The organism is Pantoea sp. MBD-2R (assembly GCF_039134845.1).
Lineage (GTDB): Bacteria > Pseudomonadota > Gammaproteobacteria > Enterobacterales > Enterobacteriaceae > Erwinia.
Window position 1 is genome coordinate 3725888 of sequence record NZ_CP152417.1, and the last position, 12846, is coordinate 3738733.

The following is a 12846-nucleotide window of genomic DNA, read 5'->3' on the forward strand; positions in this document are numbered from 1 at the left end:
TTTTCCTTTATTCTGCTGCACTATCCTGAAGGCGGGCGGCATCAAACTCAACCCTGGGAAGATGAGGGAGACACGCCTGCCAACCAAATTGCTGCATCGCTCCCTGCCAGACAGTATCCAGCCCGGCACGCAGCACCAGCGGTTCTCCCGTAACCGGATGGGTCAGCTGAAGTTCGCTGGCATGCAGCATCAGCCGTTTCATACCGAAATGCTGGGCAGCACTCCGGTTTTGCCGCAAATCGCCATGCGCGCTGTCGCCAATAATCGGATGGCGCAGATGAGTCATATGACGGCGCAGCTGATGCTTACGGCCTGTCTGCGGCTTCAGCTCCATCAGCGTATAACGCGATGTCTCATAACGGCTAACCGGAACCGGTAACTCAGCAGTGGCCAGCGCACGCCAGTGCGTTACCGCAGGCTGGGGGGCCTTTTCAGGGCTGGCGAATTTATCCGCAATTTTATCCAGCTCTTCGGTCAGGGCATAGTCAAGGGTTTCTTCGCCATCAAGCCAACCGCGCACCACAGCATGGTAGGTTTTTTGCAGCTGGTGCTGCTCAAACTGTTGCGACAATAACCGGGCGACCTCGCTGGACAATCCCATCAGCAACACGCCTGAAGTCGGTCGATCAAGGCGGTGAACGGTAAACACGTGCTGACCAATTTGATCGCGTACGGTTTGCATCACAAAAACGCTTTCATGTCTGTCGAGCCAGCTGCGGTGAACCAGCCATCCGGCAGGCTTATTTACCGCCACCAGCCATTCATCCTGATACAAAATCTCCAGCATCAGGAATCATGCTCGAACAGTTGATCCAGCTGATTCAGCATGTGAAGCAACGTCGCCCGGCCGGGCATGCTGCCTTCCAGCGCCATTTCATAATAAGGCGCAATAGCCAGCTTAACCGGCAGAGGCGTTTCTGTATCCAGTAAGTTTTGCATGCGCGGAATAAACACCCATTGCAGCCACTGAACCGGCATCATGGTATCCACACAGAAGGGTTCCGGGCTTTCAAAAGCCTCTGTGTTTGGGGCGCAGGTTTGCCACAGTCCCGCGTCGTGTAATACCTGCTCAATCGCCTGCAAGCGTTCGCGAACTTGTTGTTCCCGGCTCATAAGCGCTCTCCTGTATCAGAATTCAGAGTTAAAAAAGGGCCGCAAGCATAGCACTACCACGCGGAGATGGTAAAAGTATGGACGAAAAAAAGGGAGCACTGTGAAAACAGTGCTCCCGGTTCGTTCGCAGCCATCCCGCTACATCTATGCTCCCTGCTCGTCCTTGATAACTTTGTCCTGCAGCTTCCTTACTTTTTCACCGTCACTGGCGAGAGTCCCTAAGCATCCTGGCTCGCTGCCTATACTGGCAGCTCCCATTCTCCATCCTGGAGGTGTCCCTGGTCTCAATCCTGAGATATCCTGACTTCATCCTGAAGCCTTTCCCTGTTGCATCTTCCCGATGTGTCCTGACTCATTCCATAAGTAACAGCATCCCTTCCGACGTAATAGATTTTGCCCGAATCCCCCAAGCAAACAATATAGCCTGAGCACTTTTTTGATTTATACCCGTTTTTGTTCGGAAACATCTAAAACAACGTTTTGATTTACTGGGTTTTTGTCAAAAAAGCTTTATCAGTCCCGACGTATTAAAAAGCGATATCTTACAGATATTGTAAGATATCTCTCACACGGGGACCGGCACATTATTGTACAGGATCAATTATCTCCAGAGCGTCAACAAACGCGGCTAAGTCTTTGGCCAATACTTCACGCTTCTGCGTTCCAGGCTGCTCAAGAATGACTTCTCCGCTCAAATTACATACGGATATGACATCCATTTCAGAAGCCGTAGTGGCGATAAATAAGGTGGGAGTCTGTTTCAGACGACGCTTCATCACCAGATGACCAATCAAATTTTCCTGCACCCGCAGGAAGTCGTCTTCACTCCAGGTCTGCAACAACGTACAGTCCTTGCCGCCAATATTGACATACATATCACCGGCAAACTGAGAGGTGTACCAGGCGACAATTGCTGGCTGCAATTGCAAATCTAGCGCTCGTTCTATCGCATCGAAATTTTTCGCCAGCGTAAAAGGCTGCGGCATCCAGTAAATTGCTTCCCCCACCGTTTGCTGAATGCAGGGGGAAGGCACACCATAGAGTTCGCTGCTGGCAGGGGGATGACCGTATTGCTGGATCCAGCGATGGCAGTATTTATCGGTAAACTCTTTTAGTGCATGGGTAATCTCTTCACTCATTCTTTTTTCACTCTTAACGGCCTGAGTTACACTAAGGCTATGTTCATATTCACTCGCGAATCGCCATCTGGCGCGTCGTGAGCGGAAATTTAATTTGCGACACCGCCAGCTTAAGGCAGGCCAAAAGGTATTACGATGTCTTCACCAGATTCACATCAGGCGCTCAGCGGCCTGACGTTGGGAAAACCAACAGAGTATCACGATAGCTATGCGCCTTCTTTATTGCAGGCTGTGCCACGGAGTATGAACCGTGAGCCTCTTGGGCTTTATCCTGAGAACTTACCTTTCCACGGCGGCGATATCTGGACGCTGTATGAATTGTCCTGGCTTAACGCTAAAGGGCTGCCGCAGGTAGCGGTAGGCGAAGTTAATCTGGATGCCAGCAGCGTTAATCTGATCGAATCGAAAAGCTTTAAGCTTTACCTTAACAGCTTTAATCAGACGAAATTTGCTGACTGGGGTGAAGTGCGAGCGACGCTTGAGCGCGACCTTAGCGCCTGCGCTCAGGGCAACGTCAGCGTCGCGTTATTCCGTCTGCGGGAAATCGAAGGCCAGCCGATTGGCCATTTTTCCGGTTACTGCATTGACGAACAGGATATCGAAATCGATAACTATCAGTTCACGACCGACTATCTGGAAAAGGCGACACAGCCTGAAGTGGTGGAAGAGCAGCTGGTCAGCCATCTGCTGAAGTCTAACTGCCTGATCACCAACCAGCCTGACTGGGGCTCGGTACAAATCAGCTATCGCGGCCCGCGCATTCAGCGCGAGGCGCTGTTGCGTTATCTGGTCTCTTTCCGCCACCATAATGAGTTCCATGAGCAGTGCGTAGAGCGTATTTTTAACGACATCCTGCGCTTCTGTCAGCCAGAAAGCCTGAGCGTTTATGCTCGCTATACCCGACGCGGTGGTCTGGATATCAATCCATGGCGCAGCAACGGCGATTTCCGGCCGGGTCTTTCCCGCCTGGTACGTCAGTAAAGGGTTCGATTTGCGAGTTGTTACGCATTAGCACCACGTGCACTCTTGTTTATCTGTTGCGGACAGGGCTAATCTGGACAGGAGCGAAGCGGAGCAGCCTCGCTCTGTGGCGCGATCTCTTTCACATTTGCCTGAGGCGCTCAGGCAAATGTTTGTTGCTGAGTGACTTACCCTTATGGGTGTAAAGGAGTTAATTTGATTACTCATATCAGCCCGCTGGGCTCAATGGATCTGTTGTCACAACTGGAAGTCGATATGCTGAAACGTACCGCCAGCAGCGACCTCTACCAACTCTTTCGCAACTGTTCACTCGCCGTCCTTAACTCCGGTAGCCAGACAGACAGCAGTCATGAATTGTTGTCACGCTTTGAGAACTTCGATATCAACGTTCTGCGTCGCGAGCGCGGCGTCAAGCTGGAACTCATTAACCCACCGGAAGAAGCCTTTGTGGACGGGCGCATCATTCGGGCCTTGCAGGCGAATTTGTTTGCCGTACTGCGCGACATTCTGTTCGTCAACGGCCAGTTCGACAGCGCTGAACGTTTCCAGCAAAACGCCGACGATTCGGTGCAGATCACTAACCTGGTGTTCTCTATCCTGCGTAACGCCCGGGCGCTGCACGTTGGTGAACTGCCTGGTACCGTCGTGTGCTGGGGTGGCCACTCAATCAATGCGGTTGAATATCAGTATTGCCGCAATGTCGGTTCGCAGCTGGGGCTAAGAGAACTGAATATCTGTACCGGCTGTGGTCCGGGGGTGATGGAAGCGCCGATGAAAGGCGCAGCGGTAGGCCACGCGCAGCAGCGTTATAAAGAAGGACGCTTTATCGGGCTGACCGAGCCGTCGATCATTGCTGCCGAGCCGCCGAATCCGCTGGTCAATGAGCTGATTATTATGCCGGACATTGAGAAGCGTCTGGAAGCGTTTGTCCGTATTGCGCACGGAATTATTATCTTCCCGGGGGGCGTTGGTACCGCAGAAGAGCTGCTTTATCTGCTGGGCATTCTGATGAACCCGCAAAACCAGGAGCAGGTCCTTCCGCTGATCCTCACCGGGCCGAAAGAGAGCGCGGACTATTTCCGCGTCATGGACGAATTCATCGTCAGTACGCTGGGTGAAGCCGCTCGTAAGCACTACACCATCATTATTGATGACGCGCCCGAAGTGGCACGCCTGATGAAGAAGGCGATGCCGAAGGTAAAAGAACACCGTCGCGAAACGGGAGATGCTTACAGCTTCAACTGGGCAATACGCATCGATCCTGAACTTCAGGTGCCCTTTATACCGACGCATGAAAATATGGCCAATCTTAATCTCTACCCTGACCAGCCTGCCGAACAGCTGGCCGCCTCGCTGCGCCGGGCTTTCTCCGGCATTGTGGCCGGTAACGTAAAAGATTTAGGAATTCGGGAGATTAAAGAAAAAGGCCCGTACAAGCTGCATGGCGATCCGGAAATGATGCGCCGCATGGACGATTTGTTACAGGGATTTGTTGCCCAGCACCGTATGAAGCTGCCGGGAACGGCCTACATCCCCTGCTACGAAATCATCAGATAATTACCCGGGAGCGGCAGCCGTGCCGCTCTTTCTTTGTGTGTACTTATGACCATTCATTTACTGATTGTTGACGCTCTCAACCTGATCCGCCGCATTCATGCCGTTCAGGATTCGCCCTGCCAGGAAACCTGTGTGCATGCATTGCAGCAGCTTATTCTGCACAGCAAGCCAACGCACGCCGTTGCGGTTTTCGATGACGACGATCGTCATGAAGGCTGGCGTCACCAGCTGCTGCCCGACTATAAAGCGGGCCGCTCGCCTATGCCGGATAATCTGAAAGAGGAGATGCCACAGCTAAGAGCCGCTTTTGAAGCCGCAGGCGTCGCCTGCTGGCAGGCAGTCGGCGAGGAAGCGGACGATCTTGCCGCGACGCTGGCGACAAAAGTGGCCGCCAGCGGTCATCAGGCGACGATTGTTTCTACCGACAAAGGCTACTGTCAGCTGCTGGCACCCAATATTTTGATTCGCGACTATTTTCAGAAGCGCTGGCTGGACGTGCCGTTCATTACCGGCGAATTTGGCGTGGCACCTTCGCAGCTGACCGACTACTGGGGCCTGGCTGGTATTAGCAGCAGCAAGATCCCAGGCGTGGCGGGTATTGGCGCGAAAAGCGCAGCGGAATTGCTGAAGGAGTTCGGCACGCTGGACGCCATCTGGCAGAACCTGCCCGCGGTGGCGGAAAAGTGGCGGAAAAAATTAGAGCAGCAGCAGGAGACCGCACAGATTTGCCGTCAGGTTGCTACGCTGAAAACCGATTTGATTTTAGAAGGGAACCTGAAGGCGCTGCGGCTACCGCAAAATACGCCTCAGGTTTAACCAGCAATGCCAGGCATCTGCGGGACAGTGGAGGCACGAGGAACAGAAGATCTTCACAAAGACGCAAAAAGCGATATCCGTGGCCGGCTCCGTCCATGGCCCGTGACCCTTTGTTCCTGACCTCTGTTCCTCGCGCGTTGAGTTTCTCAGTGGTCTGATAAGCCGCAGTCGTTTTCGCTTAACGCTCGTCGCGACGGCCTGGCGTTGCGCTCCAAATCCGCCAGATATGCACCGTCACCTCTTCACGATCGTGATAGAGCTGACGCGCCCGAATCTGCGCGTTGATGCCGTTGGCTTTTAGCTTTTCATCAATCATCGCCAGATTTTGCGATACTTCTTCGTAGCGCTTTTTCATCGGTAGCTTGAGGTTGAAAATAGCCTCGCGGCACCAGCCGTTGATCATCCAGTCGGCCATCAGGTTTGCTACGCGAACCGGTTTTTCTACCATATCGCACACCAGCCAGTAGATATTGCTGCGCGTAGGGCGATAGCGGAAGCCATCTTCGCGATGATGGAAGACCTGGCCGGTATCCATCAGGCTGGGTGCCATCGGGCCATTGTCTACGGCGTGAACCATCATGCTGCGTTTAACCAGCTGATAGGTCCAGCCACCGGGGCAGGCACCGAGATCCACCGCATACATCCCACTCCCCAAACGTTCATCCCATTCGTCGGCAGGAATGAAGACGTGAAACGCCTCTTCCAGTTTCAGCGTTGAGCGGCTGGGTGCGTCAGACGGGAACTTCAGGCGTGGAATGCCCATAAAGAACGGCGAGTTGTTCTCAGGCAGCGAGTAACCGACGTAGCAGCAGCCCGGTGCGATGAAAAAGACATGCACTACCGGACGCTTGTTGCTTTCGTAATTCAGCAGGATCCCCGCAGCACGCAGGCCAGCACGCAGCGGAACGGTAAATTTTCGGCAAAACTTCAGCAGCTCTTTGCTTTCGTTCGTATCAGGGACTTCAACCCGCAGTTCGCCGCCCTTTTCCACTACGCCAGTTAGCATGCCAGCAACAGGCGTTACCCGATCGGTTGGTGGCAGATCGCGCAGCAGCTCGCCCACCACGATCATCTGGCGGGAAAAGATCAGCTCGCTGAAAGGTAACTCACGCACCAGCTTTTCCGCCTCTTCTGGCTGATAGCATTCAAACAGCACGTAGCCGGAGTCTTCTTTCACGCGCGCGAAACCGAAGACTTCGCGTTCTGCGGCTTTTGCAGTGATCTCTGCCGCACACTCTTTTTCAAAGCCCAGACGGCAGTAGAGTAAAACTTTATTCATGGCGTTCTGCCCTTTTTTTCAGACGCAGTGCGCCAACTAACATCAAAATCCAGCCAATCAGGAAGCAGGTGCCCCCGACTGGCGTGACATAAACCCACAGCATAAGGTGGGACAGCGCCAGACAATATAAGCTGCCGCTGAACAGCACGGTGCCAAGCGCCAGAAAGGCGCTGCTCCAGTAAAACCAGATATTGGCGCGACGCAGCATAGCGGCGGCCAGGCCCAAAATTGCCAGCGTATGAAACCCCTGGTATTCCAGGCCGGTTTTCAACCAGGCCATTTCGCCCGGGCCTAAAGACTTACTTAACATGTGGGCGCCAAACGCACCCAGCATCACAAACACAAACCCGCTGATTGCCGTAAAAATCAGCATTGCACGACTCGACATTGATATCATCCTCTGAGCTTGCCTGCGCCGCCGGAGCCACGCAGGAACCATACTGACTTCAGCTCTCGTAGCGGAAGCGGAATTTTTCCTGTTCACTGGCCGCTTTTGCCAGGATCCACTGGCGGAAGGCGGCTATTTTACCCAGTTCTGCCTGGCTGTCATGACAAACCAGATAAAAAGCATTTTTACTGACTAATACGTCGTTAAACGGACAGGCCAGCCTCCCCGCCTCTATCTCTGTCTGGGCCATTACATTGTTGGCCAGCGCCACCCCCTGACCGTGAATCGCCGCCTGCAACACCATCGCGCTATGGCTAAAAATAGGACCGTGCTGCACGTTGATATGCGCCACGCCCAGCTGGCGGGTATAGGACTGCCAGTCCCGACGCGATGCGTCATGCAGCAAGGTGTGATGGGCCAGATCCGCTGGCGTTTTCAACGGATTGTCGCCGGTTAACAGCAGAGGTGAGCAGACGGGCAGCAGATATTCGGCATACAGCTTTTCTACTCGCAGCCCCGGCCAGTTGCCACGGCCATAAAAGATCGCCACGTCGACATCGTCTGCCAGTTTTTCCTCTTCGCGGTCCACGGCCTGAATGCGGACGTCGATCCCCGGATAAGCTGAGTTAAAGCTGGAAAGGCGTGGGACAAGCCACTGGATGGCGAAACTCGGCAGGAGACTTACCGTCAACGCGCCTTTAGCGCTGCGCGCCTGAAGCTTGCGCGTCGCATCGTTCAGCGCGGTGAAAATTTCTTTAATATCGAGGTAATAGCTCTGGCCTTCTTCAGTCAGCAGCAGCGATCGATTACGCCGGCGAAACAGCTTGAGGCCCAGAAAATCCTCCAGCGACTTGATCTGATGACTGACGGCGGCCTGGGTAACAAAGAGTTCTTCCGCTGCACGGGTAAAGCTGAGATGTCGGGCGGCAGCATCGAAAACACGCAGCGCATTTAAAGGAGGAAGACGTTTAGACATGATTACCGGATACTTGATGACGGCTTAGGGACGTAAGGTTCCTGACGGTGCTTTACGTATTAGTTTTTATTATCCGAGCCATTATAATTTGTCCGTTGAGGATGCACCAGCAAATACCTATAGTTGCGCCACTTCCCGAGCCGGAACGAAAAGCAGTTTGAAATTTAAGCATTTACGCGGGGTTTTGAAAGGCTTTTGGCTTGTGGTCGTGATGTTGTGTTTGCAATTGGTCTGCTAACTTGCAGATCCGTTATTCTTTAGATTTACCCTGTCTGTCCATAGTGATTTAGTAGCACCGCAAATTGCGGTGCTTTTTTTTGCCCGTTACTGGTCCATTTCAACCATTTCTTTTACGTCAGAACGGTTAATCTGTTGCTTGTTGCCGTTGGCATCTTTGTAGCTGATCATACCGGTATCCGTATCAACGACGGGTTTGCCTTCCGCGACAATCGTGCGTCCATCATTGGTATGCATAACATAATTGCTTGAACAGGCAGCCAGAGCGAAAGTCATGGCGCAGGCGGCCATGATAGCAGCTAATTTTTTCATCTTTATATCTCCTTGCAGATAGTAACGCGATAAACCACCCGAAGCGCACGACCTGAAGACAAAAAGCGAGTAAATTGCCTGTCTTAAGGACGCTTATTTGCGGGTAATAGTTTAAACCTTGCATAATTCAGGATAACGCGCTTTTTCAACATTGCCAGAAAAGCGCCATTAAACCGCGCGGCCCCTGAAAAAACCGCACCAATCCATCATCCGCGTCGAGGAGAGTATGACGTCATTTTCCCCCGTTGAGTTTCGCCAGCAGTTTCCCGCGCTGGCCGATGCCGGTATTTACCTCGACAGCGCCGCCACCGCGCTCAAGCCGCAGGCGGTGATTGAAGCTACCCGGCAGTTTTACAGTCTGAGCGCGGGAACCGTTCATCGCAGCCAGTTTGCTGCGGCGCGCGAACTGACTGAGCGCTATGAAAATGCCCGGGGTCAGGTCGCCCGCCTGCTGAAAGCGCCAGCAGATAAAAATATCGTCTGGACGAAGGGCACAACGGAAGCCATTAACCTTGTGGCTCAGGGCTATTTTCGTCCGCGCCTGCAGGCCGGTGATGAAATCATTGTCAGCGAGGCGGAGCATCATGCCAATCTGGTTCCCTGGCTCATGGTGGCGGAACAAACCGGAGCCAGGGTGATTAAGTGGCCGATTGGCAACGGTTTCCTGCCTGATGTCGCGGCGCTGCCGGACTTAATCACCGCGCAGACCCGGGTGCTGGCGCTGGGGCAGATGTCGAACGTGACGGGCGGTTGTCCGGATATGGCCAGCGCGATCCAACTGGCTCACGAGGCAGGAGCAAAAGTGGTAATTGACGGTGCGCAAGGCGTGGTGCATGCGCCACCGGACGTTGTATCACTGGACATTGATTTCTACGCTTTTTCTGCGCATAAGCTGTATGGCCCGATGGGTACCGGCGTGCTGTATGGCAAAACCGATCTGCTTGAAGAGATGCAGCCCTGGCAAGGCGGTGGCAAAATGCTGACGCATGTTAGTTTTGCCGGCTTTACGCCTCAGGCAGTTCCCTGGCGTTTTGAAGCCGGAACGCCAAACGTGGCTGGCGTGATTGGGCTGAGCGCGGCGCTGAGCTGGCTGGAAAAGATTGATCTGGGACGGGCAGAAAGCTGGAGCCGTGGTCTGGCGGATATTGCCGAAGAGCGCCTGTCGGCCCTTCCCGGTTTTCGCAGCTTCCGCGCCGATCGATCCAGCCTGCTGTCATTTGATATTGCTGGCGTGCATCATAGCGATCTGGTGACGCTGCTGGCTGAAAGCGGCGTTGCGCTACGCGCCGGTCAGCATTGTGCTCAACCTCTGCTGCAAGCGCTTGGCGTCAGTGGCACACTGCGTGCTTCTTTTGCGCCTTATAATACGCTTAACGATGTGGATGCGCTGGTCAAAAGCCTGACCTTCGCTTTGGAATTACTGGCAGATTAACTATGACTTCTTTATATGCTCCCCATCCGTTTGGCGATCTGATCACCGCCGACGGTTTAAAACAGAAATTCTCGGCGTTTACGCAGTGGGAAGATCGCTATCGTCAGTTGATTCTGACAGGCAAACAGCTGCCGCCGCTGGCTCCAGAGCTGAAAACGGCTGAAATCGAACTGAGCGGGTGTGAAAATCGCGTCTGGCTTGGTCATCAGAAAAAGGCCGACGGCAGCCTGCATTTTTATGGCGACAGCGAAGGCCGCATTGTACGAGGATTGCTGGCGGTGCTGCTTACCGCCGTGGAAGGCCAGCAGCCTGATGCGCTGTTACACCAGGATCCGCTAACCTTGTTCGACGAGTTGGGATTACGTAACCAGCTAAGCGCTTCACGCAGCGCCGGACTGCACGCGCTGGCGGAAGCGGTCATTAACGCAGCCAGGCAGGCTCAGGACTAAAAAGACTTTAGCCGCGCGCCGCTTTCGCCATCATCTTTTTCAGAATATGCGAAACGGCCACGAAACCAAACGTTGCGGTAACCATGGTTGCCGCACCGAAACCCGAGGCACAGTCCATGCGCTTCGGCCCTTCCGCAGTACTGCGTGAAGCGCAAACCGAGCCGTCCGGCTGCGGATACATCAGCGCTTCGGTTGAAAATACGCAGTCGATGCCCAGCTTGCCCTTGCTGTTTTTCACCATCTTAAAATCACTTTTCAGGCGCTCACGCAGCTTGGCCGCGAGCGGATCCTGGATAGTTTTCGCCAGATCGGCCACCTGAATCTGCGTGGGATCGATTTGACCGCCCGCGCCACCGGTCGTCACCAGCGGGATCTTATTCCGCCGACACCAGGCCAGCAGTGCCGCTTTCGGTCGTACGCTGTCGATCGCGTCAATAACGTAAGTAAAACCGCCGCTCATCAGCTCAGCGGTATTTTCAGCGGTAATAAAATCATCCACGCAGGTGACTTTGCATTCGGGATTGATCGCCAGGATACGTTCGGCCATCACCTCCGTTTTCGCCTGGCCGACCGTCTCTTTCAGCGCGTGGATCTGCCGGTTGGTGTTGGTTACGCAGACATCATCCATATCGATCAGCGTAATCGCACCGATGCCGGTACGCGCCAGCGCTTCCGCAGCCCACGAGCCCACCCCGCCAATGCCCACCACACAGATATGCGCTTCGGCAAAAAGTTGCAGGGCTGACTGGCCGTATAAACGTGCCGTACCGCCAAAACGTTGTCGCCAGGCGTCAGAAAGAGCAGTCATGCTTTACCTCAAAATTCATTAGTCGCGGTTAGTCCTGCTGCGTAAACGACGCCGGACTGCCGTTTTGTGCCGTGGAAAAGAGCGGCGTACCCGCGCCCGGCGCGGCTTTCAGCACCCAGACGCGGCCATAATGGTTAAACCAGCCCGCCATATGCCCAGCCTGTTCACCAATCCCCTGATAGATATCAAAATGCTGGCCTTTAATTGCGCCGCCGACATCCAGCGAGACCATCATGCGCATCTCATATTTCCCGGTAAACTTGCCTTTATTGTCCAACAGAGGCACTTCAGCCAGCAGCGCTGTGCCGGGTGGGATCAGCGAACGGTCAGACGCCACGGACGCTTTAGCGACGAGCGGTACCGCACTGGCTCCACGCACCGGCGCAAAGTTTTCAGGTTTAAAGAACACAAAGGAAGGATTCTGCTCCAGCAGCTCCTGCACTTCTGCCGGGCTGTGCTCCTCGCCCCACTGGCGAATAGCCTGCATCGACATATCTTCCCGCTTCACTTCACCGCGGTCGATTAGCACCTTACCGATGCTGCGATAGGGATGACCGTTCTTTCCGCCGTAACCGAAGAACATCAGCGGGCGGCCATCGCCGTAATCCACATAGCCGCTGCCCTGCACATCCATAATGAAGTTATCCATCAGTGAATTGCTGTAGCCAACGACGTAGCGGTCATCAAGCGCGCCACGGTAGATTTCAGCACGACTTGGCAGACGGCGCTTACCTTTTGGCGGCATACGGTATAAAGGATACTGAAATTCGCCCTGCCGGGTATAGCGAGCGTGAATAACCGGCGTGTAGTAGCCGGTAAACTGCACGTTGCCGTAATTATCTGTGCCTTCCATCTGGTAAGCATCCAGGCCGAACTGGCGCAGCTGACGCGTATCGCCGCCCGCCATCAGCCAGCCTTTGATTGCACTAAAGGTCGTGGTCTGCCGTGAAAACATCGCGGGTGAAGCAAACTGGATTTCCGAGACCTGATCGGCAAAATCTTTTCCATTAACCGGCCGCCCTTTCGCGCTGGGCTGATTAACCAGTCCCAGCGGCTGCTCCAGTTTTCCATCCTTATACTGCTGCCCACGGTCGGTAGGTTTAGAAGAACACCCCGCGAGCAGGGCAATCAGCGCCCCAGTGGCGATATACTTAGTCCAACGTGCTTTCATTGCTCGGCTACCTTTATGCGGAATTGCAGGCGAAGATAGCAAAGCGCCCTTAAGATTTAAACGCCCAGTCAGAAAAGAACGGTCATCTTTGATTGATAAACCACCAAATGGCAGATAAATTAAGCAGTAAGCCCTGTTTTCATCACTTTAGCGCAAAAAAGGGTTGCAAGAAAAACGACTCAGCGTAT

Annotated in this window: 14 protein-coding genes; 5 read left to right on the forward strand and 9 right to left on the reverse strand. The window is 53.9% G+C overall.

Annotated elements, in window-relative coordinates:
- Nucleotides 1–7: 7 nt before the first annotated feature.
- The 3 genes from truC to syd all read right to left on the reverse strand — a co-directional run bounded on the left by truC (nt 8) and on the right by syd (nt 2252).
- On the reverse strand, nt 8–787 hold the full coding sequence (gene truC, locus AAGQ96_RS17095; RefSeq protein WP_147199609.1) for a tRNA pseudouridine(65) synthase TruC: 780 nt from the start codon (nt 785–787) through the stop codon (nt 8–10).
- Complete coding sequence (locus AAGQ96_RS17100) at nt 787–1113, reverse strand: YqcC family protein (RefSeq protein WP_147199610.1); 327 nt, start codon at nt 1111–1113, stop codon at nt 787–789. Before AAGQ96_RS17100 ends, truC begins: the two co-directional genes overlap by 1 nt.
- A 584-nt stretch (nt 1114–1697) precedes the next feature.
- On the reverse strand, nt 1698–2252 hold the full coding sequence (syd, locus tag AAGQ96_RS17105; protein ID WP_342754124.1) for a SecY-interacting protein: 555 nt from the start codon (nt 2250–2252) through the stop codon (nt 1698–1700).
- A 135-nt stretch (nt 2253–2387) separates the two neighbouring features.
- On the opposite strand from syd, the gene queF reads away from it, so the two are divergent.
- From queF to xni, 3 genes are all read left to right on the forward strand, one after another.
- Complete coding sequence (gene queF, locus AAGQ96_RS17110; protein ID WP_147199612.1) at nt 2388–3233, forward strand: NADPH-dependent 7-cyano-7-deazaguanine reductase QueF; 846 nt, start codon at nt 2388–2390, stop codon at nt 3231–3233.
- 195 nt (nt 3234–3428) lie between these two features.
- Entirely contained in the window at nt 3429–4790 is a 1362-nt protein-coding gene (gene ppnN, locus AAGQ96_RS17115; RefSeq protein ID WP_342754125.1) for a nucleotide 5'-monophosphate nucleosidase PpnN, read from the forward strand.
- A 45-nt stretch (nt 4791–4835) separates the two neighbouring features.
- Entirely contained in the window at nt 4836–5606 is a 771-nt protein-coding gene (xni, locus tag AAGQ96_RS17120; RefSeq protein WP_147199614.1) for a flap endonuclease Xni, read from the forward strand.
- A gap of 178 nt (nt 5607–5784) precedes the next feature.
- Here xni and rlmM read toward each other — a convergent pair whose 3' ends face one another.
- From rlmM to AAGQ96_RS17140, 4 genes are all read right to left on the reverse strand, one after another.
- Nucleotides 5785–6885 (reverse strand): 23S rRNA (cytidine(2498)-2'-O)-methyltransferase RlmM, encoded by a 1101-nt coding sequence (gene rlmM / locus AAGQ96_RS17125; protein WP_147199615.1) that lies wholly within the window; start codon nt 6883–6885, stop codon nt 5785–5787.
- The gene (locus AAGQ96_RS17130) at nt 6878–7273 is read right to left on the reverse strand and encodes a DUF423 domain-containing protein (protein WP_147199616.1); all 396 of its coding nucleotides are present in this window, start codon (nt 7271–7273) and stop codon (nt 6878–6880) included. The genes rlmM and AAGQ96_RS17130 overlap by 8 nt, the downstream gene beginning before the upstream one ends.
- A 58-nt stretch (nt 7274–7331) precedes the next feature.
- Nucleotides 7332–8249 carry a transcriptional regulator GcvA gene (locus AAGQ96_RS17135; RefSeq protein ID WP_147199617.1) on the reverse strand — a complete coding sequence of 306 codons (918 nt, stop codon included), beginning with the start codon at nt 8247–8249 and terminating at the stop codon, nt 7332–7334.
- 324 nt (nt 8250–8573) lie between these two features.
- Nucleotides 8574–8798, reverse strand: a complete 225-nt coding sequence (locus AAGQ96_RS17140; protein ID WP_147199618.1) for a YgdI/YgdR family lipoprotein — start codon at nt 8796–8798, stop codon at nt 8574–8576.
- A 226-nt stretch (nt 8799–9024) separates the two neighbouring features.
- Between AAGQ96_RS17140 and csdA the strand changes: the two genes are divergently transcribed.
- Nucleotides 9025–10230, forward strand: coding sequence for a cysteine desulfurase CsdA (gene csdA, locus AAGQ96_RS17145; protein ID WP_147199619.1), 1206 nt, complete (start codon nt 9025–9027; stop codon nt 10228–10230).
- A 2-nt stretch (nt 10231–10232) separates the two neighbouring features.
- Nucleotides 10233–10679: a cysteine desulfurase sulfur acceptor subunit CsdE gene (csdE, locus tag AAGQ96_RS17150; protein ID WP_342754126.1), complete on the forward strand. Its 447-nt coding sequence runs from the start codon at nt 10233–10235 to the stop codon at nt 10677–10679.
- A 7-nt stretch (nt 10680–10686) separates the two neighbouring features.
- Here the strand turns inward: csdE and tcdA are convergent, their stop codons facing one another.
- Complete coding sequence (tcdA, locus tag AAGQ96_RS17155; protein ID WP_342754127.1) at nt 10687–11487, reverse strand: tRNA cyclic N6-threonylcarbamoyladenosine(37) synthase TcdA; 801 nt, start codon at nt 11485–11487, stop codon at nt 10687–10689.
- 28 nt (nt 11488–11515) lie between these two features.
- Nucleotides 11516–12658, reverse strand: coding sequence for a murein transglycosylase A (mltA, locus tag AAGQ96_RS17160; RefSeq protein WP_147199622.1), 1143 nt, complete (start codon nt 12656–12658; stop codon nt 11516–11518).
- Between the last annotated feature and the right edge of the window lie 188 nt (nt 12659–12846).

Bases quoted from the DNA above. Each gene is read 5' to 3' on its own strand.
- truC (WP_147199609.1), bottom strand. From the start codon at position 787: ATGCTGGAGATTTTGTATCAGGATGAATGGCTGGTGGCGGTAAATAAG.
- AAGQ96_RS17100 (WP_147199610.1), bottom strand. From the start codon at position 1,113: ATGAGCCGGGAACAACAAGTTCGCGAACGCTTGCAGGCGATTGAGCAG.
- syd (WP_342754124.1), bottom strand. From the start codon at position 2,252: ATGAGTGAAGAGATTACCCATGCACTAAAAGAGTTTACCGATAAATAC.
- queF (WP_147199612.1), top strand. From the start codon at position 2,388: ATGTCTTCACCAGATTCACATCAGGCGCTCAGCGGCCTGACGTTGGGA.
- xni (WP_147199614.1), top strand. From the start codon at position 4,836: ATGACCATTCATTTACTGATTGTTGACGCTCTCAACCTGATCCGCCGC.
- rlmM (WP_147199615.1), bottom strand. From the start codon at position 6,885: ATGAATAAAGTTTTACTCTACTGCCGTCTGGGCTTTGAAAAAGAGTGT.
- AAGQ96_RS17130 (WP_147199616.1), bottom strand. From the start codon at position 7,273: ATGTCGAGTCGTGCAATGCTGATTTTTACGGCAATCAGCGGGTTTGTG.
- AAGQ96_RS17135 (WP_147199617.1), bottom strand. From the start codon at position 8,249: ATGTCTAAACGTCTTCCTCCTTTAAATGCGCTGCGTGTTTTCGATGCT.
- AAGQ96_RS17140 (WP_147199618.1), bottom strand. From the start codon at position 8,798: ATGAAAAAATTAGCTGCTATCATGGCCGCCTGCGCCATGACTTTCGCT.
- csdA (WP_147199619.1), top strand. From the start codon at position 9,025: ATGACGTCATTTTCCCCCGTTGAGTTTCGCCAGCAGTTTCCCGCGCTG.
- csdE (WP_342754126.1), top strand. From the start codon at position 10,233: ATGACTTCTTTATATGCTCCCCATCCGTTTGGCGATCTGATCACCGCC.
- tcdA (WP_342754127.1), bottom strand. From the start codon at position 11,487: ATGACTGCTCTTTCTGACGCCTGGCGACAACGTTTTGGCGGTACGGCA.
- mltA (WP_147199622.1), bottom strand. From the start codon at position 12,658: ATGAAAGCACGTTGGACTAAGTATATCGCCACTGGGGCGCTGATTGCC.